The sequence below is a fragment of the Streptomyces globisporus C-1027 genome, assembly GCF_000261345.2.
In the GTDB taxonomy this organism is placed as follows: domain Bacteria; phylum Actinomycetota; class Actinomycetes; order Streptomycetales; family Streptomycetaceae; genus Streptomyces; species Streptomyces pakalii.
On sequence record NZ_CP013738.1, the window covers coordinates 1,991,345 to 2,010,843 of the forward strand.

Annotated in this window: 20 protein-coding genes and 1 pseudogene; 10 read left to right on the forward strand and 11 right to left on the reverse strand. The window is 72.1% G+C overall.

Translation table 11 applies throughout. From position 1 onward, the window contains the following. Positions 1 to 32: 32 nt before the first annotated feature. The 7 genes and pseudogenes from WQO_RS08750 to WQO_RS08780 all read right to left on the reverse strand — a co-directional run bounded on the left by WQO_RS08750 (position 33) and on the right by WQO_RS08780 (position 3,781). On the reverse strand, positions 33 to 410 hold the full coding sequence (locus WQO_RS08750) for a cupin domain-containing protein (RefSeq protein ID WP_010057744.1): 378 nt from the start codon (positions 408 to 410) through the stop codon (positions 33 to 35). A gap of 10 nt (positions 411 to 420) precedes the next feature. Continuing rightward, a pseudogene (locus WQO_RS08755) lies at positions 421 to 654 on the reverse strand (hypothetical protein); the annotation flags it as partial. Positions 655 to 668: 14 nt separating this feature from the next. Then, on the reverse strand, positions 669 to 1,235 hold the full coding sequence (locus WQO_RS08760) for a GNAT family N-acetyltransferase (RefSeq protein WP_010057741.1): 567 nt from the start codon (positions 1,233 to 1,235) through the stop codon (positions 669 to 671). 51 nt (positions 1,236 to 1,286) lie between these two features. Continuing rightward, a complete protein-coding gene (gene cpt, locus WQO_RS08765) occupies positions 1,287 to 1,820 on the reverse strand; it encodes a chloramphenicol phosphotransferase CPT (protein WP_010057740.1) in 534 nt (177 codons plus the stop codon). Positions 1,821 to 1,886: 66 nt separating this feature from the next. Continuing rightward, positions 1,887 to 2,846 carry a M55 family metallopeptidase gene (locus WQO_RS08770; protein WP_010057739.1) on the reverse strand — a complete coding sequence of 320 codons (960 nt, stop codon included), beginning with the start codon at positions 2,844 to 2,846 and terminating at the stop codon, positions 1,887 to 1,889. 34 nt (positions 2,847 to 2,880) lie between these two features. Further along, on the reverse strand, positions 2,881 to 3,342 hold the full coding sequence (locus WQO_RS08775) for a hypothetical protein (protein ID WP_010057738.1): 462 nt from the start codon (positions 3,340 to 3,342) through the stop codon (positions 2,881 to 2,883). A 133-nt stretch (positions 3,343 to 3,475) separates the two neighbouring features. Beyond that, positions 3,476 to 3,781: a hypothetical protein gene (locus WQO_RS08780; RefSeq protein WP_030718660.1), complete on the reverse strand. Its 306-nt coding sequence runs from the start codon at positions 3,779 to 3,781 to the stop codon at positions 3,476 to 3,478. 119 nt (positions 3,782 to 3,900) lie between these two features. On the opposite strand from WQO_RS08780, the gene WQO_RS08785 reads away from it, so the two are divergent. Further along, complete coding sequence (locus WQO_RS08785; protein ID WP_010057736.1) at positions 3,901 to 4,266, forward strand: ArsC/Spx/MgsR family protein; 366 nt, start codon at positions 3,901 to 3,903, stop codon at positions 4,264 to 4,266. A 77-nt stretch (positions 4,267 to 4,343) separates the two neighbouring features. On the opposite strand, the gene WQO_RS08790 is transcribed toward WQO_RS08785, so the two are convergent. Then, positions 4,344 to 4,862, reverse strand: coding sequence for a carboxymuconolactone decarboxylase family protein (locus WQO_RS08790; RefSeq protein WP_010057734.1), 519 nt, complete (start codon positions 4,860 to 4,862; stop codon positions 4,344 to 4,346). 50 nt (positions 4,863 to 4,912) lie between these two features. On the opposite strand from WQO_RS08790, the gene pdxR reads away from it, so the two are divergent. Continuing rightward, entirely contained in the window at positions 4,913 to 6,394 is a 1,482-nt protein-coding gene (pdxR, locus tag WQO_RS08795) for a MocR-like pyridoxine biosynthesis transcription factor PdxR (protein ID WP_029182018.1), read from the forward strand. On the opposite strand, the gene WQO_RS08800 is transcribed toward pdxR, so the two are convergent. Then, positions 6,345 to 7,265: a Gfo/Idh/MocA family protein gene (locus WQO_RS08800; protein WP_010057730.1), complete on the reverse strand. Its 921-nt coding sequence runs from the start codon at positions 7,263 to 7,265 to the stop codon at positions 6,345 to 6,347. The two genes, pdxR and WQO_RS08800, sit on opposite strands and share 50 nt — an antisense overlap. A 291-nt stretch (positions 7,266 to 7,556) precedes the next feature. Here WQO_RS08800 and WQO_RS08805 point away from each other — a divergent pair, with 291 nt between their 5' ends. The 4 genes from WQO_RS08805 (at position 7,557) to WQO_RS08820 (ending at position 12,445) form a co-directional block, all read left to right on the forward strand. Further along, positions 7,557 to 9,044, forward strand: a complete 1,488-nt coding sequence (locus tag WQO_RS08805; protein ID WP_010057729.1) for a hypothetical protein — start codon at positions 7,557 to 7,559, stop codon at positions 9,042 to 9,044. A gap of 64 nt (positions 9,045 to 9,108) precedes the next feature. Continuing rightward, positions 9,109 to 10,254 carry an ARPP-2 domain-containing protein gene (locus WQO_RS08810; protein ID WP_010057728.1) on the forward strand — a complete coding sequence of 382 codons (1,146 nt, stop codon included), beginning with the start codon at positions 9,109 to 9,111 and terminating at the stop codon, positions 10,252 to 10,254. A gap of 145 nt (positions 10,255 to 10,399) precedes the next feature. Continuing rightward, positions 10,400 to 11,434, forward strand: a complete 1,035-nt coding sequence (gene glnII / locus WQO_RS08815; protein ID WP_010057727.1) for a glutamine synthetase — start codon at positions 10,400 to 10,402, stop codon at positions 11,432 to 11,434. A 363-nt stretch (positions 11,435 to 11,797) separates the two neighbouring features. Next, complete coding sequence (locus WQO_RS08820) at positions 11,798 to 12,445, forward strand: winged helix-turn-helix domain-containing protein (protein ID WP_010057725.1); 648 nt, start codon at positions 11,798 to 11,800, stop codon at positions 12,443 to 12,445. 88 nt (positions 12,446 to 12,533) lie between these two features. Here WQO_RS08820 and WQO_RS08825 read toward each other — a convergent pair whose 3' ends face one another. Next, the gene (locus tag WQO_RS08825; RefSeq protein WP_010057723.1) at positions 12,534 to 14,651 is read right to left on the reverse strand and encodes an MMPL family transporter; all 2,118 of its coding nucleotides are present in this window, start codon (positions 14,649 to 14,651) and stop codon (positions 12,534 to 12,536) included. Positions 14,652 to 14,896: 245 nt separating this feature from the next. On the opposite strand from WQO_RS08825, the gene WQO_RS08830 reads away from it, so the two are divergent. Continuing rightward, positions 14,897 to 16,165: a sensor histidine kinase gene (locus tag WQO_RS08830; protein ID WP_058953920.1), complete on the forward strand. Its 1,269-nt coding sequence runs from the start codon at positions 14,897 to 14,899 to the stop codon at positions 16,163 to 16,165. Continuing rightward, positions 16,150 to 16,797, forward strand: a complete 648-nt coding sequence (locus WQO_RS08835) for a LuxR C-terminal-related transcriptional regulator (RefSeq protein ID WP_010057721.1) — start codon at positions 16,150 to 16,152, stop codon at positions 16,795 to 16,797. The genes WQO_RS08830 and WQO_RS08835 overlap by 16 nt, the downstream gene beginning before the upstream one ends. 37 nt (positions 16,798 to 16,834) lie before the next feature. On the opposite strand, the gene WQO_RS08840 is transcribed toward WQO_RS08835, so the two are convergent. Continuing rightward, on the reverse strand, positions 16,835 to 17,329 hold the full coding sequence (locus WQO_RS08840) for a MarR family winged helix-turn-helix transcriptional regulator (protein ID WP_010057720.1): 495 nt from the start codon (positions 17,327 to 17,329) through the stop codon (positions 16,835 to 16,837). 32 nt (positions 17,330 to 17,361) lie between these two features. Between WQO_RS08840 and WQO_RS08845 the strand changes: the two genes are divergently transcribed. After that, on the forward strand, positions 17,362 to 17,907 hold the full coding sequence (locus WQO_RS08845; protein WP_029182016.1) for a carboxymuconolactone decarboxylase family protein: 546 nt from the start codon (positions 17,362 to 17,364) through the stop codon (positions 17,905 to 17,907). A 78-nt stretch (positions 17,908 to 17,985) separates the two neighbouring features. Beyond that, positions 17,986 to 19,479 carry a DUF1996 domain-containing protein gene (locus WQO_RS08850; protein WP_058953921.1) on the forward strand — a complete coding sequence of 498 codons (1,494 nt, stop codon included), beginning with the start codon at positions 17,986 to 17,988 and terminating at the stop codon, positions 19,477 to 19,479. The last annotated feature ends 20 nt before the right edge of the window (positions 19,480 to 19,499 follow it).

Sequence of the window (19,499 nt, forward strand, 5' to 3'; positions counted from 1 at the left end):
ACGGCCGTACGGTCTCCGGGCGGGCTGCCGAGTTACGGCTGATCCTTCTCCGGCACCGCATAGCCCGGCACGGAAGGCCAGCGGACCGTCAGCACCACCGACTCCTCCTCCGCGAACCATGAGTGATCGACTCCGCGCCCCCACACGACGTAGTCGCCCTGCTCCTTCAGCAAGACGTCACGGCCCGGCAGTTCGACGCGGAAGCGGCCACTGATGAGGACCAGGAGAGCCGTGCGTTCCTCGCCCCTCACCCACTGCGCTCGTCTGTCGGCACGAGGGTGGACGCCCCATTTGATCTCCACGGCCTCGCTGTGGCGCGGGTCTCCGACGTCCTTGAAACGCCCGAGGAGCCATCCTCGGTCCAGTGCCCCGTCCTTGCCCGCGTTGCCCACGTACACGCTGTCGTTCACGTGGGGGACGCTAGCAGCGGCTGTCGGCATCGATGTTCCACGCCTTCGGCAGATCACTGCCGCAGAAGACGCAGACGAAGTCGTCCTCGCGCACGATGGTGCACTCCTGGCAGCCGGGGCAGCGTCGGAAGACCACTGGGTGGGTGAAGTGGGGTGGGCGCCCGAGCTCGATGGCGTCCAGCGCGTGGGCGACTGCCGGCCAGGAGACGACGTCCGGGCAGTATCCGGTCGACTGGTTGCTGACCCTCGGCGCAGCCCTCACCGCAGCAGCGGCCGCGCCCGTCCCGCCCAGTACTCGTCCGCCGTGATGCCCAGCAGGACCACGTCGTGGTACGTGCCCGCGAAGTACTCGTGCTGGCGCAGACGGCCCTCCTCCACGAAGCCGAGTTTGCGGTAGAGGGCGAGGGAAGCGTCGTTGAAGGCGTAGACCTCCACCTCGCACTTGTGGCAGCGCTGTTCGGCGAACATGTAGGTGAGGATCAGTTCGGTGGCCTCGGCGGCGTAGCCCTGGCGGCGGTGTTCCCGGGTGACCTCGATGCCCGTGCGGAAGCGGCCCGCCCGGGTGTCCGTCTCGCCGACCGACACCGCGCCGACGAAGGCGTGCTCGAAGCGGGTCTCGATGACCAGTTGGTACGAGGCCGGGTTCGGGGTGCGGCCGGCGCGCTCGGCGGCCCAGGTACGGAAGCTCTCGTCCGAGCGCGGGGGTTCGACCACGTCGGCGTTGCGGGCGTCCACGGTGTGCAGGGCCAGGGCCCGGAAGCCCTCCCAGTCCTGGGGTTCGATGCCTCGCAGGCGTACTCGCTCGCCGGTCCACAGGTCGGTCATCTCGCTCCAGCAGGGTGGGAGGGGTGTAGGGGCAGGTCGCTCAGTCGGCGGTCAGGTTACGTGGGCTGCGATCGTCCTCGCGCAGGCCAGGGACTCCATGTGTGTCGTGTCCACTTCCAGGTCGTAGGACACCCCGTCGTGCACCTTCTCCGCCTGGGCTGCGGCCATGCCCTTTGGGCGGTCCCCCCGGGCGATCTCGCGGGCCTCGGCCACCTCACTCGCGCACCGGACGCCCACCCACAGGACGTTCAGGCCTGTGAGCGCCTTCCGCCACGGTTCCTGGGAGGCGGGGCCGCTGAGGAACACGTCGTCGATGATGACGTTCGCGCCCGCCCGGGCCGTCGCGGTTACACCCTCGCGCCAGGCCGCCTCCAGTCTCCGGAACTCCTCGCCGATGGCCACGCCACCGTCCTCCGCGAACGCGATGCCCGCGTCCGTCGTGCGCAGGGACGCGGGCAGGGAGTCCACGAAGGCGTCGATCGCGGCGGCGAGCCACGGGGTCGGCAGCTCCGCCTGGAGGCAGCGGATGATGCCGGACTTGCCGGAGCTGGAGCCGCCGTTCAGCACGATCACCTGGATGGTCACCCGGACACGGTAGAGGCAAGGCGTGCGGTGTTCGAGGTGTTTTCCGGGACGTCCGCCGTGCGCGGCCTACGCGGGCCTGATCGTGGCGAGCTGCGCCAGCAGCAGGATCAAGCGGTACGCCGTCCCGTAGTCGGGGGCCGTGAAGGCGACCGTCCGGGCGCCCGCAGTGCGTGAGACGCCCGGGACCAGGGTCGCCAGGTCGATCGTGTGCGGGCTCGCGAGGTCGACCTCCACGTCCAGCGGGCCGGTGAGGGCCAGCGGCGGGATCTCCGTGCGGCGGCTCACCGCGTCCGCCGCCGCCCGGCGCAGCCGGTCCCGGGCCTCCTCCGGGTGCAGGGTCACGGCGGCCGCCATGCCCAGGGCCTCCTTGACCGGGACGGTGACCACCTGGGGGATCAGGTCGGCCGCCTCGGCGCAGGCCGCGTCGTCGCCGCTGAGCAGGACGACCGGTACGCCGAGGTGGCCGGCCATGGCGGCGTTGAGCCCGATCTCGCCCAGGGAGCGGGCGGTGGTCCGTGAGTCTTCGCCCGGCTTGGGGGCGGTGACCTGTACGCCTTCGCCCGGCTTGGGGGCGGTGATCCGTACGTCCTCGTCCGGCGCGTGGGCAGTGATCCGTACGCCTTCGCCTGACGCGCGGCCCGTCACCCGTACGTCGAGGATCTCGCCGTTCATCGTGTGCGCCAGCACGCCCGGGCCCTCGCCCGCGCGGACGTGGTAACCGACGAACAGCGCCGCGTCCGTCTCCTCGTCGAGCCCGGCCAGCATGTTCAGTGCGCGCGGCTTGCCCCTTACCAGGCGGGCGCGGCGGTCGAGTTGCTCCGGCAGGAGGTTGCGGAAGGTGCCGTGCGCGTCCGCGACCAGGACGTCGGCCGTGGGCTCGGCGTCCAGAACGCCCGCGATCACCGCGTTCGCCTCGGCGGTCATCAGCTCCCGGCCGCGCCGGTAGTCGTAACGCTCGGGGTTGGTCTCGGAGGAGTGGACGATCCCCGAGATGCCTTCCATGTCGACCGAGATGAGTGCCTTCATGGGGGTGGGATCCTACCTGTCGTCGTTCTGCTGCTCAGGCGCCTGCGAGGCTCGCCCGTGCCGCGTTCATGAACGCCGTCTTCGCCTCCTCCAGGTGCTCGTTGACCTCGACGTCCCCGATGTCGCGCCACACGGCGGCGTTCAGCGCGTGGCCGTACGTCCGCACCGGCTCGCGCAGGGCCTCGTCGCACAGCAGCGTGACATTGCCGGACGCGGTCCACAGCGCGGTCATGACCGGGCCCGTCTGCGTCATCCAGCCGTCCTCGTCGTCGCCCCACGGCTCGGGGCGGCGGTAGGCGGCCCGTTCCGCGGCCTGGGCGCAGGAGACGAACTCCTTGAGTACGTCGATCTGTTCGGCCCTGCGGCTCTCCGTGGTGGTTGCGGTCTGGCGACGTTCCTCCGCGCGTTGTGTGGCGCGTTGGGCGAGGGCTGTCAATCCGCCGCCCAGCGCCACACCCGCGAGCGAGACGACCGACGTCCATAGATCGGCAGCCATGGTGATGCCCCTTCGCCCGTTCCCCTGTTCGGTCGAGGTCATGGTGCCGGACGGCGGCCGACGGCGTGCCGGTGCCCCCGGCCGGATGCAGAGGGGCCGGGGGCACGGGTGGAGCGGTCGATGAGCGGTGGGGTCAGCGGCCGTAACGGATCAGGGCGCGGACCATGCGGCAGGTGGTGTCGGACGGCGGGTGGATGCCCAGGCGCTCGGCGGTGATCCGTATCCGGTGGTTGCCGGCGCTGGAGGGCTGGTAGACCCCGCTGTCGAGCAGGGCGATGGCCAGGCGCATGGCCTTGAGGCGGCGGTTGTGGGAGACGTACCACTCGCGGGGGCGGCCGGCGGGCAGCCGCTTCTTCGCGGGCGGCGTGGGGAGCGGCGGGTGGAAGGGCATCGGGAGCTGTCGGTCGAGCGGCTCGGTCGTGACTGTGGCGACGGCCATCGGCATCCTCCTGGCAGCGTGGTGGAACCCTCACGAACTCCCTCCATTTTACTGCCCCCCACTGACAATCGCCCCTGGCCAGAGGCCTTTTCGGCAGTCCCTCGCGTACCCTTGGCCCCATGGAGATCTGGATCAATCCCGCCTGTTCCAAGTGCCGCAGCGCGGTGACTCTGCTGGACGCCGAAGGGGCCGATTACACCGTCCGCCGCTATCTGGAGGACGTGCCCTCGCCCGAGGAGATCCGGGCCGTGCTGGACCGGCTCGGTCTGGAGCCGTGGGACATCACGCGGACGCAGGAGGCGGCGGCAAAGGAGCTGGGTCTCAAGGACTGGCCGCGGGAGGCCGGTTCGCGGGAGCGGTGGATCGTCGCGCTGTCCGAGCATCCGAAGCTGATCCAGCGGCCGATCATCACGGCCGAGGACGGCACCGCCGTGGTGGCGCGGAGCGAGGAGGCCGTGCGGGACGCGCTGGGGCGTGGTGCCTGAGGGCGAGGTGCCTGAGGGCGAGGGCCCGTTGACGACCCGGCTGATACGAGCCCGGGGCCGGTGCGTGCCGGGCAGGCTCAGCGTTCGTCCGTGCCCGCGCGCTTGGCCGTGGACAGGGCGATGCGGTTCCAGGTGTTGATCGTGAAGATCAGGGCCAGCAGGTGGCCCAGCTCCTCCTCGGTGAAGTGGGCCGCCGCCCGGTCGTAGACCTCGTCCGGCACCCCGGCGTCGCCGATCCGGGTGACCGCGTCCGTCAGGGCCAGGGCGGACTGCTCCCGGTCCGTGAAGAAGTGGTCCGCCTCCTGCCACACCGCGACCATGTGCAGGCGCTCCTCGCTCTCGCCCGCCTTGCGCGCGTCCGCGGTGTGCATGTGCAGGCAGTACGCGCACCGGTTCAGGTGCGAGGCGCGGATCTGGACCAGTTCGACCAGGGCCGGGTCCAGGCCCTCGCGGGCCGCAGCGTCCAGGCCGATCACGGCCCGGAAGACCTTCGGGACGGTCTTCGCGAAGTCGAGCCGGGCACTGGCCGGGTTGCTCCGGACGGTGGTGGCGGGGGCGGTCGTGCGGTCGTTCGTCTTGATCTCCGTCGTCGTCATGGGTACGAATCTAGGGCGGCAGGCGACTGGATACGGGGTGCATTTCTGTGATGAATTCATGGGTCAATTCGGCGGAGATCCTGGGCAGCGATCTGCCTCTGGAACTCTCCGGCACCGGGAACCGCCGGGCCCTGCTGATGGACGCCCTGCGTGAGGCCGTGCGCAGCGGGCGGCTCGCCCCGGGCACCCGGCTGCCGCCCTACCGTTCCCTCGCCGCCGACCTGGGCCTGGCCCGCAACACCGTCGCCGACGCGTACGCGGAGCTGGTCGCGGAAGGGTGGCTGGCCGCCCGCCAGGGGTCGGGGACCCGGGTCGCCGAGCGTGCCGCCCCCGTGACCCCGGTGCACCGGCCCCGTACCCCCGAGCGTGCCGCCCGTCCGGTCCACGACCTGGTACAGGGGCAGCCGGACCCCTCGGTCTTCCCGCGCACCGCCTGGCTGGCCTCGGCGCGGCGGGCGCTGGCCGCCGCGCCCGACGACGCGTTCGGGCCCGGTGATCCGCACGGGCGGCCCGAGCTCCGGCGGGCCCTGGCCGGCTATCTCGCCCGGGTACGCGGGGTGCGGGCCGCGCCGGATCGCATCGTGCTCTGTTCGGGCGCCGCGCACGGGCTGCGGCTGCTGGCCGAGGTGGTCGGCGGGCCGTGGGCGGCGGAGGAGTACGGGCTGCCCTTCCACCGCGGGCTGCTCGCCTCCCACGGGGTCGGCACCCGGCCGCTCGGCGTGGACGCGGACGGCGCCCGGGTCGACGGGCTCACCCGCCACGACCGGGCCGTACTCCTCACGCCCGCCCACCAGTTCCCCACCGGCGGGCCCCTGCACCCCGCGCGGCGGGCGGCCGTCGTCGACTGGGCCCGGGCCACCGGCGGGCTCGTCGTCGAGGACGACTACGACGGGGAGTTCCGCTACGACCGGCAGCCCGTGGGGGCCGTCCAGGGGCTCGATCCCGACCATGTGGTGCTGGTGGGATCGGTGAGCAAGAGCCTCTCCCCCGCTCTGCGGATCGGGTGGATGGTGCTCCCCCAGCGGCTCGTCGCCCCCGTCGTCGCGGCCAAGGGCGAGCGCGAGCAGTTCTCCAGCGCCACCGAACAGCTCACCCTCGCGGACTTCATCGAGTCGGGCGCGTACGACCGGCAGGTACGCCGGATGCGGCAGCGCCACCGCCGCCGCCGGGACCAGTTGGTGGCCGCCCTGCACGCGCGGGCCCCGCACGTCCGGGTCACCGGGATCGCGGCCGGGCTGCACGCGGTGCTGGAACTGCCGCCCGGCACCGAGCGGTCGGCGGTCCGGGCGGCGGCCTGGCAGGGGCTCGCGGTGGAGGGCCTGGGCGACTATATGCACCCGGGTGCGGAGAACGCCCGTCTTACCGCTCGGGCCGGTGCCTGCCCCCTCCCCCACCGCGACGGGCTCGTCGTCGGGTACGCGACCCCCGCCGAATCCGCCTACCCGGAGGCGCTCGACGCCCTGTGCCGCTCGCTGCCGCCGGTCAGCCCGCCGCCTGTGCCTGCGCCTCCGCAGCCGCCAGCAGCTCCGTGAGGTGGAGGCCGAAGCGCGCGTCGCAGGCGTGCGGCACTCCCGTGCGTACCGCTTCGGCCAGGGCGTCCACCGCGCCCCGGAACGCGGTCTCCGCTCCGGCCCAGCCCGGGATCGACGCCGTACCCCGCTCGCCCCGCACCTCGATCTCGACGCCCGCCGCACCGGGCGGGGCGCTCAGCCCGAGGGTCACCGTGCTGGACGCGCCGGAGGTGTGGCGCAGGATCAGGTGCGTGGTGTCGGCCGGTCCGGCGGCGGCCGTCAGGTGCTCGACCTCGCCCAGGACCGGGATCAGCACGGACAGCGCGTGCGGGCCGACGTCCCACAGGCCGCCCTTGTCGCGCCGCCACGGGGAGTCCGCGTACTCGCTGTCCGAACCGGCGGCGTAGAGCGAGCCCAGCCACTGGGCGCGCGCCGTGAACCAGCCGTCCACCGCCGCCTGTTCGGCGATCCAGGCGGCGGTCTCGGGTGCGAACCGCAGCGTGCAGAAGACGACCGAGGCCACCGACGCCTTCTCCGCGGCCTCGGCCACCGCGCGGGCCCCGGCGACCGTCGTGGCGACCGGCTTGTCCATCAGCAGGTGGCAGCCCGCCTCCGCCGCCCGGACCGCGAGCGGGGCCTGGACGTCCGGCGGCAGCGCGAAGGCCACCGCGTCGCTCGCCTGAAGGAGCGCGTCGATGCCCTCCTCGCCCGTGTACGCCCGGGTCCCGTGGGCGGTGGCGAGGGCGTCCGCCGCCTCGGCCCTGCGGCCCCAGACTCCGCTCAGCTCGACGCCGGGGTGGGCGGCGAGCGCGGGGGCCTGGGTGTTACGGGCCCAGGGGCCGGTGCCGAGGAGGCCGATGCGCAGAGGAGGAGTGGTGTCCGCAGTCGTCATACGTGCCAGTGTGCCGGGCGCGGCGGGCGTGCGGACAGGGGCCCGGGGCCCGCCGTCGCGCCAGGCTCGAAGGACGCGGGGCCCTGAGCCCACGCCGAGCCCCTGAGCCCACGCCGGGCCCCGAGCGGCTCCGGACCCGAATGCGGTGGCGCGAGGCCGCCCCGCCCCGTTACGTTTCCGGAGCCGGCCGCGGGACTCCGGTGCGACTTCCGAGACCTGCCTGTGAAGCAATGATTTCGCTGTTCGCGCCCCCATTCCCCGGCCGGCACTCCAGCCACCCGGGGGACGACCATGAACATGCCCGACAGCCGCGCCGACAGCCCCGCCGACCTCGTCGCCGCCGAGGACGTCCTCCTCTTCGTGAACGCGGCGATCACCGCGACCGGGCAGCGCGAGTTCCGCTCCCGCGCCGTCGACCAGCAGCTCTCCCTGGACTTCCTGCACACCTACGTACGGGTCAACTACCGCCGGGTGTACGCGGCTTCGCTGGCACTGGACATCAATCACCACAACGCGGCGCTCATCGTGCGCCGGCTGCTGGAGACCTCGGACGAGGCGTCCCCCGAGGAGCGGCGGACCGAGGGCCGGCTGATCGCGGCCCGGCTGGCGACGCTGCCGCCGCAGCGCGTCTACCGGCTCTTCGGCGAGCTGCGCCGCGCCAAGGTCAACAACCGGCGCACCCGGGCGATCATGCGGGACTGGCTGGCGGCCCGGCCGGATCTGGGCCATGACGCGGTGAAGTACCGGGCCGGGCTGAAGACCGTCGCCCGGCACATCCACCTGCCCTGCCCCGAGGGGCGCGGACCGCTCGCCGAGGTCGGGGCGTTCCTGTTCCGGCCGGGCCGGCTGCCCCGGTACGAGCACGGGACGCTGGACGCCTGGCGGCGCGCCCACTACGAGCAGGGGGCCGTGGCCGAGCTGCCGTTCACCGTGGCGGAGGGGTTCGCCGCCCAGCACGGGATGAAGCGCGAGGTGTTCCTGAAGCGGGCCGCGCCCCGGATGACCCGGCTGGAGCGGCTGCGCACCCAGGAGCAGCGGGTGGTGGGCGACCGGCGGCCGGACGTCGATCTGAGGGTGATGCCGCTGACCCGGCTCGCGCTGTACGTGCTGTCGCTCGGTTTCGAGGAGCGCTCCGAGCGCCGGGCCGAGCTCACCGGCGCCCTGCGCGCGGCGGCCCGGCGGGCGGCGGGCGCGCACGCGGGGAGCTGGGGGCGGGTGCACGCGGTGCTGGACGACAGCTTCTCCTCGTCCGGTTCGGGGCAGAAGCGGCGTCGGCCGCTCGCCGTGGCGCTGGCCTGCCACCACCTGTTGGCGGTGCTCGCCGCTCCGGGAGCGTACCGGGGGCTGTGGACCTCGGGGGCGCGGGACGCCCTGCTCGTCCGTCCGTCGGGGCCGACCCCGCTCGGGATGCGGATCCTGGACGCTCTGGAGCCGGGGGCCGACGGGGCCGCGCCGGACCGGCTGGTGATCGTCTCGGACGGCTGGGACAACGCCCCGGCGGGTCTGGCGGGCGAGGTGCTGCGGGTGTGGCGGCGTCGGCTGGATCCGGCGCGGCGGACGGCGGTGGTGCACGTCAACCCCGTATACGACGCGGAGGGTTTCGACGTGCGGCGGCTGGCGGCGGGGGTGGCGACGGCCGGGATCCGGGATGCGGAGGATCTGCCCGCCCTGGTGGAGGTCGCCCGGTTCGCGGAGGGGCGCTCGGGCTCCGCGGAGCTGTACGCGTATCTGGACCGGCAAGTGGCCCGGTTCGTCAGCGGAGAGGGCGCGCGCTCGTGAAGCGGCCGGAGCAGGAACCGACGACCGCCCGCACCGCGCGGGCGCCCGGAGAGGACGTGACACCGTGAACCGGCTGGAGCTGACCGGACTCACCGCCGGTCCCGCGCAGGTGTGGGGCGGTGTCCGGCTCGTCCCGCTGCTCCGCGAGGCGCCGGTGGCGGGGCTGCGGCTGCATCGCGAGGTGTACGAGGGGCTCGGTGCGGGGATCGTCGAGCTCGGGCCCCGGGAGCGCTATCTCTCGTACATTCCGCACGGGCTGGTCGCCGACTGGTCGGGCGAGGAGGACGGCGGCCGGGGCCCGGGGGCGGGCCGGCAGTCGGCCGCGTACGGCACCCAGTTCGGTGGCGGTGACGCGCCCCGGGCCATTCCCCTGCCGCCGGTGCCGCACCACCGGATGGCCAAGCGGCGGCCCGGCGACCGGCTGCGGTTCCTGCCGCTGCACCTGGCGCTGGAGGGGTATCTCGCGCTGCACTTCGGCGGTCCGTCGACCGCTTGGGAGGAGTGGTCGCGCACGGCCCTGCGCGACGGACTCTCGCCGCGTGCCGAGGACGCGTACCTCGGGCTGTCGGTGCGCGGGCTCCCGGACGCGCTGCGGATCTTCGAGATCCATCCGGGCCAGTGCGGGGTGATGGTGTACGTCTCCGACGCGCTCGCCGCCGCGTTCGTGGTGCCGCACCCGGACGACTACCGCCTGCTGCACGGCTCGCTGGTGGAGGATCTCTACGGGGAGCTGGTGCACCAGTACGCGCTGTACGGGGCTCCGGTGGCCGATGCTCCGGTGCGGATCGGGGGCGCGGAGCACATCCGGAACCTCGGGGAGCTGCGGTCGGCCGCGCGGGCGCAGGAGCGGGCGTGGGCCGAGGCGCACGACACCCTGTTCGCGCGGGAGCTGCTGGACACCTCGTACGCGTTCGACCGGGTGTACCGGATGAAGTCCTTCACTCTGTGGCGCTTTCTGCCGCCGTTCGTCCGGGACGGTGGCGGTCAGCACATCGGGGAGACGATCACCGACCACCAGGGGCAGGTCGCCTACCTCAAGACGTTCCGGCTCTCCGACGCCCAGATCCGCCGGGGCCATCTGCTGCGGACCGTGGCCGGGGCCGGCTGGGAGCTGGACCGGGCGGCCGCCGCGCTGGGGTCGAGCCGGGAGGAGCTGGTGCGCCGGATGCGGGCGGCCGGGTTCTCGGCCCTGCTCAGGAGCAGCCTCTGAAACGCAGCCCCTGAGGCCGCCCGCGCACAGCGGAAAACCGCAGGAAACCTCGGTAACACGGGGTTCACACTCGGGCAACGGACGGGAAATCGCATCTTGCCAAGCTGCGCTGCATAGACCGCTGCACCCGCAAAGGATGGCGTCCGTGACGTTCAAGGCTGAGTACATCTGGATAGACGGCACCGAGCCGACCGCCAAGCTTCGCTCCAAGACGAAGATCATGGACGGCGCGCCGTCGGGGGACGTGGCGGATCTGCCGATCTGGGGCTTCGACGGTTCCAGCACCAACCAGGCCGAGGGCCACGCGTCCGACCGGGTGCTGAAGCCCGTCTTCACCTGTCCGGACCCGATCCGCGGTGGCGACGACGTCCTCGTCCTGTGCGAGGTCTTCAACATCGACATGACACCGCACGAGTCCAACACGCGTGCCGCGCTGCGTCCGGTCGCCGAGCAGTTCGCGGGCCAGGCCCCGATCTTCGGCATCGAGCAGGAGTACACGTTCTTCGACGGCCACCGACCGCTCGGCTTCCCCGAGGGCGGCTTCCCGGCCGCGCAGGGCGGCTACTACTGCGGGGTCGGCGCGGACGAGATCTTCGGCCGCGAGATCGTGGAGAAGCACCTCGACAACTGCCTGGCGGCGGGGCTCGGGATCTCCGGCATCAACGCCGAGGTCATGCCCGGCCAGTGGGAGTTCCAGGTGGGCCCGCTGTCCCCGCTGGACGTCTCCGACCAGCTGTGGGTGGCCCGTTGGCTGCTCTACCGCACCGCCGAGGACTTCAACGTCTCCGCGACGCTGGACCCGAAGCCGGTCAAGGGCGACTGGAACGGTGCGGGCGCGCACACCAACTTCTCCACCCGGGCGATGCGCGAGGGCTACGACGCGATCATCACCGCGTGCGAGTCGCTGGGTGAGGGCTCCAAGCCGATGGACCACGTGAAGAACTACGGCGCGGGCATCGACGACCGGCTCACCGGTCTGCACGAGACCGCCCCGTGGAACGAGTACAGCTACGGCGTCTCCAACCGCGGCGCCTCGGTCCGTATCCCGTGGCAGGTCGAGCAGGACCGCAAGGGGTACATCGAGGACCGCCGCCCGAACGCCAACGTCGACCCGTACGTCGTCACGCGGCTGATCGTCGACACCTGCTGCACCGCGCTGGAGAAGGCCGACCAGGTCTGATCCCGACGCCGATCGCGTACGTACGAGGGGCCCGCAGGTTCGCCGGCGGGCCCCTCCGGCGTGGCCGCTGTCGGCGTCGCGTGAGGAACGTAACGCGGCGGGCCGTATCGAGGGGCGAGAGGAGTCTGATGCACGGCCGCAATGTCTGCTTCAATGGAGGACATGGCCAGCTTCCAGTACATCGCGTCGGGTCGCAGCGACCTCGAACCGTTCTGGCCTTCCCGTCAGCACCATGATTTCGACCGGGTGTGTTGCCGCGCGTGGAACGCGCAGGCCCACTAAAGCCGCTCACCCCGGCCTTCGGTCCGCGCGTACGACGCAAGTCCGTCCCTGACGACTCCTCGCGCGAAAGAGCTGACCCTCATGGCGAACACCCGTACCTTCTCCGCCGCGTCCGCCGCCACCGCGGCGTCCCCGGCGCCCGCTGCGGCCCACCCCACCGCTCGCTCCGTTCCCGCCCACCCGAACCGGCACCGCCTGCGCGCGGTGGACCGCGACGAGGTCGCGACCCCGGCCGATGTGGCGGGCTTCCTCCCGCCCGGGGCCACCTGGCTGCCGGCCCCGCCGCACACCCTGCCCTCGCTGCCCGGCCAGCCGCCGATGATCGGTTACCTGGTGCTCGTGCCGGCCGACCAACAGCCCGCGCTCGCGGGGGCCGTCGCCGGCGCCCCGCTCCGGCCGGCGCCCGACGCGGGCTCCGGTGCGGCTGCCGGTGCCGAGGGGGGGTCGGCCGGTCCGGTCCGGATCGACGCCACCCGGCGTACGGCCTCGGTCGACGGCGTCGTCCTCGACCTCACGTACCTGGAGTTCGAGCTGCTGGCCCATCTGGTGGCGCACCCGCACCGGGTGCACACCCGCGACCAGTTGGTGACGACGGTGTGGGGCTACGGGCATGTGGGCGACGGGCGCACCGTCGACGTCCATGTCGCCCGGCTCCGCCGCAAACTGGGCGCGGAGTACCGCCGTTCCATCCAGACGGTCCGCCGGGTGGGGTACAAGTACACGCCCTGACCAGCCGGTCGGGCCTTGCATGACAGCACGTCCGGCGGCCCCGGAGCACGGTTCTCGTTCACCGTGCTCCGGGGTCGCCGCCCTGTCCTCAGACGCGTACGGTGTCGCGCTCCGGCTCGGCGGGCTCCTCGTGCTCCAGGCTCGGGAGCCGGGAAAGCCCGCGCGGGGTGCGCCAGTTGCGCTCGCCCAGCAGCAGCATCACGGAGGGCAGCAGCACCATCCGTACGACGGTGGCGTCCAGCAGCACCGCGACGGCGAGGCCGACGCCCATCTGCTGCATGTCCTGCATGGACAGCGTCCCGAAGACCGCGAAGACCGCCACCATGATGGCCGCCGCTCCGGTGACCGCGCCGGCCGTGCGGCGCAGACCGGTCTCGATGGCCGACCGGTTGTCCAGGCCGCCGCCGCGTGCCTCGCGGATCCGGGAGACGACGAAGACGTGGTAGTCCATGGAGAGGCCGAACAGGACGACGAGGACGAACAGCGGCATCCACGCCTCGATCGCGCCGACGCCCTCCGAACCGATGAGTGAAGCGCCCCAGCCGTGCTGGAAGACGGCGGTCATCACCCCGTAGGAGGCGGCCACCGAGAGCAGGTTGAGGACGATGGACGTCACGGCGATGACGTAGCTGCGGAAGCAGAACAGCATCAGCAGGAAGGTGACCGCCGTGATGAAGGCGAAGACCGGGACGATGCCGCGGCGGAGCTGGTCGTTGAAGTCGACCGATCCGGCGGTCTCGCCCGCGACGTGGGCTTGCGCCCCGGTGCCGTCGAACGCGGCGGGCAGGGTCCGCTCGCGCAGTTCGGTGAGGTCGGCCTCGCCCTTCGGCAGGGGGATCTCGATCTCGGCGACGTTCTTGTCCCGGTGGACGGTCACGTCCTCGAAGCCGCCCAGGGCCTTGGTCACCTCCGGGGTGGTGATGTCGGGCGCGGTGACCACGACGAGGGCGGGGGCAGGACCGCCGGGGAAGCTGTCGGTGATGCGGTTGTAGGCGATCGAGAGCTGCGCGTCGGAGCCGAACTGCTTCTCCAGGCCCAGGGATTCGGTCTTCATGCCGAGGGCGGGCGCGGCGAGGGCGAGCAGCAGGACGACGGCGGCGACGACGAAGGTGCGGGGCCGGGCGAGGACGGGGCCGAGCAGCCGGCCGGTGATGCGGCCGCTGCCCGTGTGGCCGTGCTTGGCGCGGCGGTTCAGCAGCGGGATACGACCCGCGTCGACGCGGTCGCCGAGCCAGGAGAGCAGGGCGGGCAGGACGGTGACCGAGCCGAGCATGGCGATGAACACGACGATGATCGTGGCGAGCGCGAAGCCCTTGAACAGCAGAAGGCCGGAGAGGAACATGCCGCCCATCGCGACCATCACGGTGAGGCCGGAGACGAGGACCGCCCGGCCGCTGGTGGCGGCCGCGATGCGCAGGGCGGTCTCGGCGTCCCGTCCGGCGGCGCGTTCGTCGCGTTCGCGGCGCAGGTAGAAGAGGCAGTAGTCGACGCCGACGGCGAAGCCCATCAGGAACATCACCGAGTACGTCGTCTGGAACAGGTGCAGCTGGTGGCTGGCGATCGACAGGAGGCCGAAGGCGGCCATGCACGCGGTGAGGGCGAGCCCGACCGGGAGCAGGGCGGCGACGATCGCGCCGAAGGCGACGACGAGGATGCCGAGGGCCAGCGGTACGGCGGTGAACTCGGCCTTCTTGAAGTCCTCGGCCAGCAGGTCGCCGAGCCACTTGCCCGCGCTGGCCTCGCCGAACTGGTGGATCTCGACGCCCGGGTGGTCGTCGCCCACGGCGGCGACCGCGTCCAGGACGGGCTGGATCCGGTCGGGCGAGGTGGCGGCGTCGCCCTTCATCTCGAAGGTGACCAGGGCGTCCTTGCCGTCCTTCGAGGCAACGGGCGGGGCGATGTTCTGCGCCTCGCCGGTCTCGCGTACGGCGGTGGCGAGAGCCTCGGCGGCCGGCTTCCAGTCGCCGGCGGCGGGGGCGGAGACCATGACCAGTTCGCCTGCGGGCTTGTCGAGCCCGGCGTCGAGGAGGATCTGCTCGGCGCGGGCGGACTCCCCGGCGCCGTTCTCCGCGTTGGTCATCTCGACCATGCCGGTGGCTCCGCCGATGCCCGTGGCGAGCACGACGAAGAGCAGCCAGCCGAATACGGCGGTCTTGCGGTGGTGCGTGCTCCACACGCCGATGCGTGCGGCGAGGTTGCGCCTCATGTGGTCTCTCCCCCGGAGGTAAGCGTCAGGTAAATGGATCGGGACGCTTCGAATCTAGGAATCGGGGGCGGTCCGCCCCAGCCGTCGAAGCCCCCGGTCGCGGAGGCGTAAGGGGCGGATGCGGGGGTGGTGCCAGGTACACCCCCTTCGGGTGGCGGACCGGCTGACGCGGCGGGGCGGGCCCGGGTGAGACTGGCATCCGGATCGGGCATCGGCCCGGCTCCGGTGAGGGGAGAGGGATCGCGATGAAGGTGTTCTCGGGGCGGCTGGGGCCGGCGATGCTGGCGGCGGGGCGGGGGCTGTTCCTGTCCGTGGTCGGTCTTGCGGTGTCCATCACCCTGTTCGTGCTCGCGATGCTCTCGATCGCCTTCATCTCCCTCGGCATCGGGGTGTTCACCACCCCGGTGGTGCTGGAGGCGGTCCGCAAGCACGCCAACCAGCGGCGGCTGTGGGCGATGACCTGGTCGGACGTGCGGATCCCGGTGCCGTACCGGCCCTTCCCGAAGGACCTGCGGCCGGGTGTCACCGGTCAGGTGGAGCGGACCACGCTGATGCTGAGGGATCCGGCGACCTGGCGGGATCTGCTGTGGCTGCTGGTGGACATGACGGCGGGAACGGTGCTGGCGGTGGTGGCCGCCGGGCTGATGCTCTACCCGATTGAATCGGTGGTGCTGGCGGCGGGGCTGTGGCGGGTCTTCCAGGACGAGCCGTACTGGTACATGTTCGTTCCGGTGGACAGCCAGTTGACCGGGCTGGCCGCTCTCGCGCTGGGCATCGTGCTCTTCCACTTCGGGATGCGGGCAACCGAGGCGGTGCTGCGGTCGCACTTCCTGCTCGCCCGCACCCTGCTGGAGCCCACCCGGGACGAGCAACTGGCACAGCGCGTCGAGCGGCTGACGGAGACCCGGCACCAGGCCGTGGACACCGCTGCCGCCGAACTCCGCCGCATCGAGCGGGACTTGCACGACGGGGCGCAGGCCCGGCTGGTCGCGATGGGCATGAACCTGGGCACGATCGAGGCGCTGATCGAGAAGGATCCGGCGCAGGCCAAGAAGCTGCTGGCGATGGCCCGGGAGTCCTCGGCGGAGGCCCTCACCGAGCTGCGCGACCTGGTCCGGGGCATCCACCCGCCGGTCCTCGCCGAGCGCGGTCTCGGCGACGCGGTCAAGGCGCTGGCGCTGCGGCTGCCGGTCGCATCCGAGGTGACGGTCGAGCTGCCGGGCCGGGCCGAGGCCGCGGTGGAGTCGGCGGCGTACTTCGCGGTCAGCGAGGTCCTGACGAACACGGCGAAGCACGCGGAGGCCGAGCGGGTGTACGTGGATCTGCACCACGCGGAGGGGATGCTCCGGATCTCCGTGACAGACGACGGCCGGGGCGGCGCGGCGGTCGGATCGGGCTCGGGCCTGAGCGGTATCGAACGGCGACTGGGTACATTCGACGGCGTCCTGGCCGTCAGCAGTCCCGCGGGCGGTCCCACCATGGTGACCATGGAGATCCCTTGCGAGTTGTCCTAGCCGAAGATCTCTTCCTGTTGCGCGACGGCCTGGTGCGCATGCTGGAGGCGTACGACTTCGAGATCGCCGCGGCTGTGGAGACCGGGCCCGAACTGACCAAGGCACTCGCCGAGTTGGAGCCGGACGTCGCTGTCGTCGACGTCCGGCTCCCGCCGTCGCACACGGACGAGGGCCTCCAGTGCGCCCTGGCCGCCCGACGGGCCCGGCCGGGGCTGCCGGTGCTGGTGCTCTCGCAGCACGTGGAGCAGTTGTACGCACGGGAGTTGCTGGCGGACGGCAACGGCGGGGTCGGCTATCTGCTGAAGGACCGGGTCTTCGACGCGGACCAGTTCATCGACGCGGTACGGCGGGTGGCGGCGGGCGGCACGGCGATGGACCCGCAGGTCATCTCCCAGCTCCTGTCGCGCCGTTCGCAGGACAAGCCGATGGGCGGCCTCACCCCGCGCGAGCGGGAGGTGATGGAGCTGGTGGCGCAGGGCAGGTCGAACGCCGCCATCGCCTCGCAGCTGGTCATCACGGAGCGGGCGGTGGCCAAACACACGTCGAACATCTTCGGGAAGCTGGACCTGCCCCCGTCGGACGACGACAACCGCCGGGTGCTGGCGGTGCTGGCATATCTGGACCGCGGCTGAGCGGTGGTACGCGCGGACGGGGTGCGTATGAGGGCGTTCAGCCTGTGAACCAGCCCGCCGCGTCCAGCCGGAACGCGCCGCCCGGGGCCATCGTGCGGAGGTCCTGCTCCAGGGCGGCCAGCCGTTCCTCGCCGAGCGTCCGGGCCCAGTCCGCCCGCAGCCGGTCGAAGCCCTCGGCGGACCGGGCCAGCAGGTCGACGCCGTGCGGGGTGAGGCGGATCAGGGTGCGCCGGCCGTCGGCGGGGTCCGGGGTGCGCTCCACGTAACCGAGCCCCTCCAGCTTCTCGACGGTCTTCCCGGCGGCCTGCTTGGAGACCCCGAGGCGTCGCCCGATGTCACTGATGGCCGCGCCGTCGCGCCCCACCGCCTGGAGGGCGAAGCCGTACGCGGGCCGGGTCTCGGGGTGTCCGCGCTCGGCGAGGTCACGGTGCAGGGCGTCGATGATCGAGCGGAAGCCGGCGAAGAGGAGCAGTGGCAGTTCGAAGCCGTTGCGGGACTCGACAACCTGGTTTACCTTTTTTTCGTCAACCATGTTGTCGACCCTATCTCCCTGAGAGGTTCCCCATGCCCTTTGCCGATCTCACCCCCGCCACCGCCCCACCCGCATCGCGGCGCGCCATGGAGGCGGTGACGGAGCGCCTCGGCTACCGCCCCGCCGCCGTCGCCCGGCTCGCGGCCTCGCCCCACGCCCTGGACGGCTTCCTGAAGATCAGCGCGATCTTCGATGCCTGCACGCTGGACCCGCTCTCCCGCGAGGTCGTCATCATGACGATGGCCACCCGCAACGACTGCCATGTCTGCGTCGCGATGCACACCGCGAAGCTGACCGCCCTGGACGCCGACCCGGCGCTGATCGCCGCCCTGCGCGACGGTATGGAGGCTCCGCTGCCGGACGAACGTCTGGACACTGTACGGCGGTTCACCCTGGCGGTGCTGGCCTCGGCGGGCGCGGTGGACGACGCGGACCTGCGGGACTTCCTCGCGTACGGCTACACCGAGCAGAACGCCCTGGAAGTGGTGCTGGGCATCGGCGCGTACACCCTGTCGACCCTGGCCAACCGGCTCACCGGAGCCCCCGTGGACGAGCAACTGGCGGCTATCGCAGGCTAGTCGGGGGATGAGCTGAACGGGCCGGGCCTCCCGTCCGTATGGGACGTCACGCTTCTCCCTCGAAGCACGAGGAGTCCCATGCGACGCACATCGCGCAAGAAACGTTCCACGCTGGCCAACCGGGCCATCGCCGCCTCCGCAGCCCTGATCCTGGGGGGAGGCGGTCTGGTCGCGGTCAATGTCTACGCCTCCGCGGGAGAAGGACCGTCCGGTTCCTCTCCGCCCACCCGGACGCAGAACGCCGGCCGCCAGCTGTCCACCATCGACTGTCCCGAAGCCGTCAACGGACTGCCCCAGGTGCCGGACGAGGCACGCGGGGAGGTCGACCGCGAACTCGCGGCGATGGATACCCAGATCACCGACGCCTACCGGCAGTTCGCGGACCGGAAGGAGCAGATAGCCCGGGATCCCGGGCTGGCGGAGAACGCCGTGCTCGGCCCGTTGCGCAGCAAGCGGACGGCGAGCCTCGACCGTATCGGCATCGCGATCGGACGCGCTGGCGAGCGGCCGGCGGGGCTGGAGAGCCTCGCCGGATGCAGCCTGCGCGCCGACGACAGCCGCGGCGGAAACGGCGGCGGCCGCGGCAACGGCGGCGGTGACGGTGGCCAGGACGATGGCCAGGGCCAGGACCAGGGCCAGGACGGGGGCCAGGGGCAGGACCCCGGGCAGGACCAGGGCCAGGGCGGCAACGGGCCCGTGGCCGCCGATTTCGTCGATATCCAGTCCGTGCAACCCAACGTCGACCGGCCCCGCCAGCGCCGCGGCGCGTCCCGGGGCACCTTCACCACCGACTGCGGCCGTAATGAGAACGGGAAATTCAACCCGGACAACGTCATCGTCGCGCCCGGCGTGAGCAACGGCGCGCACCATATGCACGATTACATCGGCAACCAGGCCAACGACGCCTTCGCGAGCGACGACGATCTGGCGAACGGCGCGACCACCTGCCGCAACCAGGGCGACCGCTCCACCTACTACTGGCCGGTCCTGCGTCTGCAGAACGGACAGAACGAGGACGACGTGGACGCGGACGGCGGCGGCCGGGACCAGAACGTCGGGGAGATCCAGACCCCGTCGCAGGTGACGCTGAAGTTCGTCGGCTCGCCCGTCGGCCGGGTCACCGCGATGCCGCGCTTCCTGCGGATCATCACCGGCGACGCGAAGGCGTTCACCAACGGCGACGCCAACGCCAACGCCTCGTGGAGCTGCACCGGATTCGAGGACCGTCAGTTGACGGACAAGTACCCGATCTGCCCCGAGGGCAGTCAGGTGGTGCGGACGTTCGCCTTCCAGAACTGCTGGGACGGGCAGAACACCGACAGCGCCAACCACCGCACCCATGTGGCGTTCGCGCAGGAGAACGGCCGGTGCCCGAACGGGTTCCGGGCGGTGCCGCAGCTGGTGCAGCGCATCGTCTACGACGTTCCGCCGGGGCCCGGCTTCGCCGTGGACTCGTTCCCCGAGCAGTTGCACAAGCCGATCACCGATCATGGTGACTTCATCAACGTCTTCGACGACCGGCTGATGAACAAGATGGTGCGGTGCATCAACGACGGCCGCCGCTGCCGCTGACGCGGCGCGTGCGGCCCCCG

Coding starts and splice junctions, on each gene's coding strand:
- WQO_RS08760 (WP_010057741.1), bottom strand. CDS start 1,235: ATGACCGACCTGTGGACCGGCGAGCGAGTACGCCTGCGAGGCATCGAA.
- WQO_RS08770 (WP_010057739.1), bottom strand. CDS start 2,846: ATGAAGGCACTCATCTCGGTCGACATGGAAGGCATCTCGGGGATCGTC.
- WQO_RS08775 (WP_010057738.1), bottom strand. CDS start 3,342: ATGGCTGCCGATCTATGGACGTCGGTCGTCTCGCTCGCGGGTGTGGCG.
- WQO_RS08780 (WP_030718660.1), bottom strand. CDS start 3,781: ATGGCCGTCGCCACAGTCACGACCGAGCCGCTCGACCGACAGCTCCCG.
- WQO_RS08785 (WP_010057736.1), top strand. CDS start 3,901: ATGGAGATCTGGATCAATCCCGCCTGTTCCAAGTGCCGCAGCGCGGTG.
- WQO_RS08790 (WP_010057734.1), bottom strand. CDS start 4,862: ATGACGACGACGGAGATCAAGACGAACGACCGCACGACCGCCCCCGCC.
- pdxR (WP_029182018.1), top strand. CDS start 4,913: ATGAATTCATGGGTCAATTCGGCGGAGATCCTGGGCAGCGATCTGCCT.
- WQO_RS08800 (WP_010057730.1), bottom strand. CDS start 7,265: ATGACGACTGCGGACACCACTCCTCCTCTGCGCATCGGCCTCCTCGGC.
- WQO_RS08805 (WP_010057729.1), top strand. CDS start 7,557: ATGAACATGCCCGACAGCCGCGCCGACAGCCCCGCCGACCTCGTCGCC.
- WQO_RS08820 (WP_010057725.1), top strand. CDS start 11,798: ATGGCGAACACCCGTACCTTCTCCGCCGCGTCCGCCGCCACCGCGGCG.
- WQO_RS08825 (WP_010057723.1), bottom strand. CDS start 14,651: ATGAGGCGCAACCTCGCCGCACGCATCGGCGTGTGGAGCACGCACCAC.
- WQO_RS08830 (WP_058953920.1), top strand. CDS start 14,897: ATGAAGGTGTTCTCGGGGCGGCTGGGGCCGGCGATGCTGGCGGCGGGG.
- WQO_RS08840 (WP_010057720.1), bottom strand. CDS start 17,329: ATGGTTGACGAAAAAAAGGTAAACCAGGTTGTCGAGTCCCGCAACGGC.
- WQO_RS08845 (WP_029182016.1), top strand. CDS start 17,362: ATGCCCTTTGCCGATCTCACCCCCGCCACCGCCCCACCCGCATCGCGG.
- WQO_RS08850 (WP_058953921.1), top strand. CDS start 17,986: ATGCGACGCACATCGCGCAAGAAACGTTCCACGCTGGCCAACCGGGCC.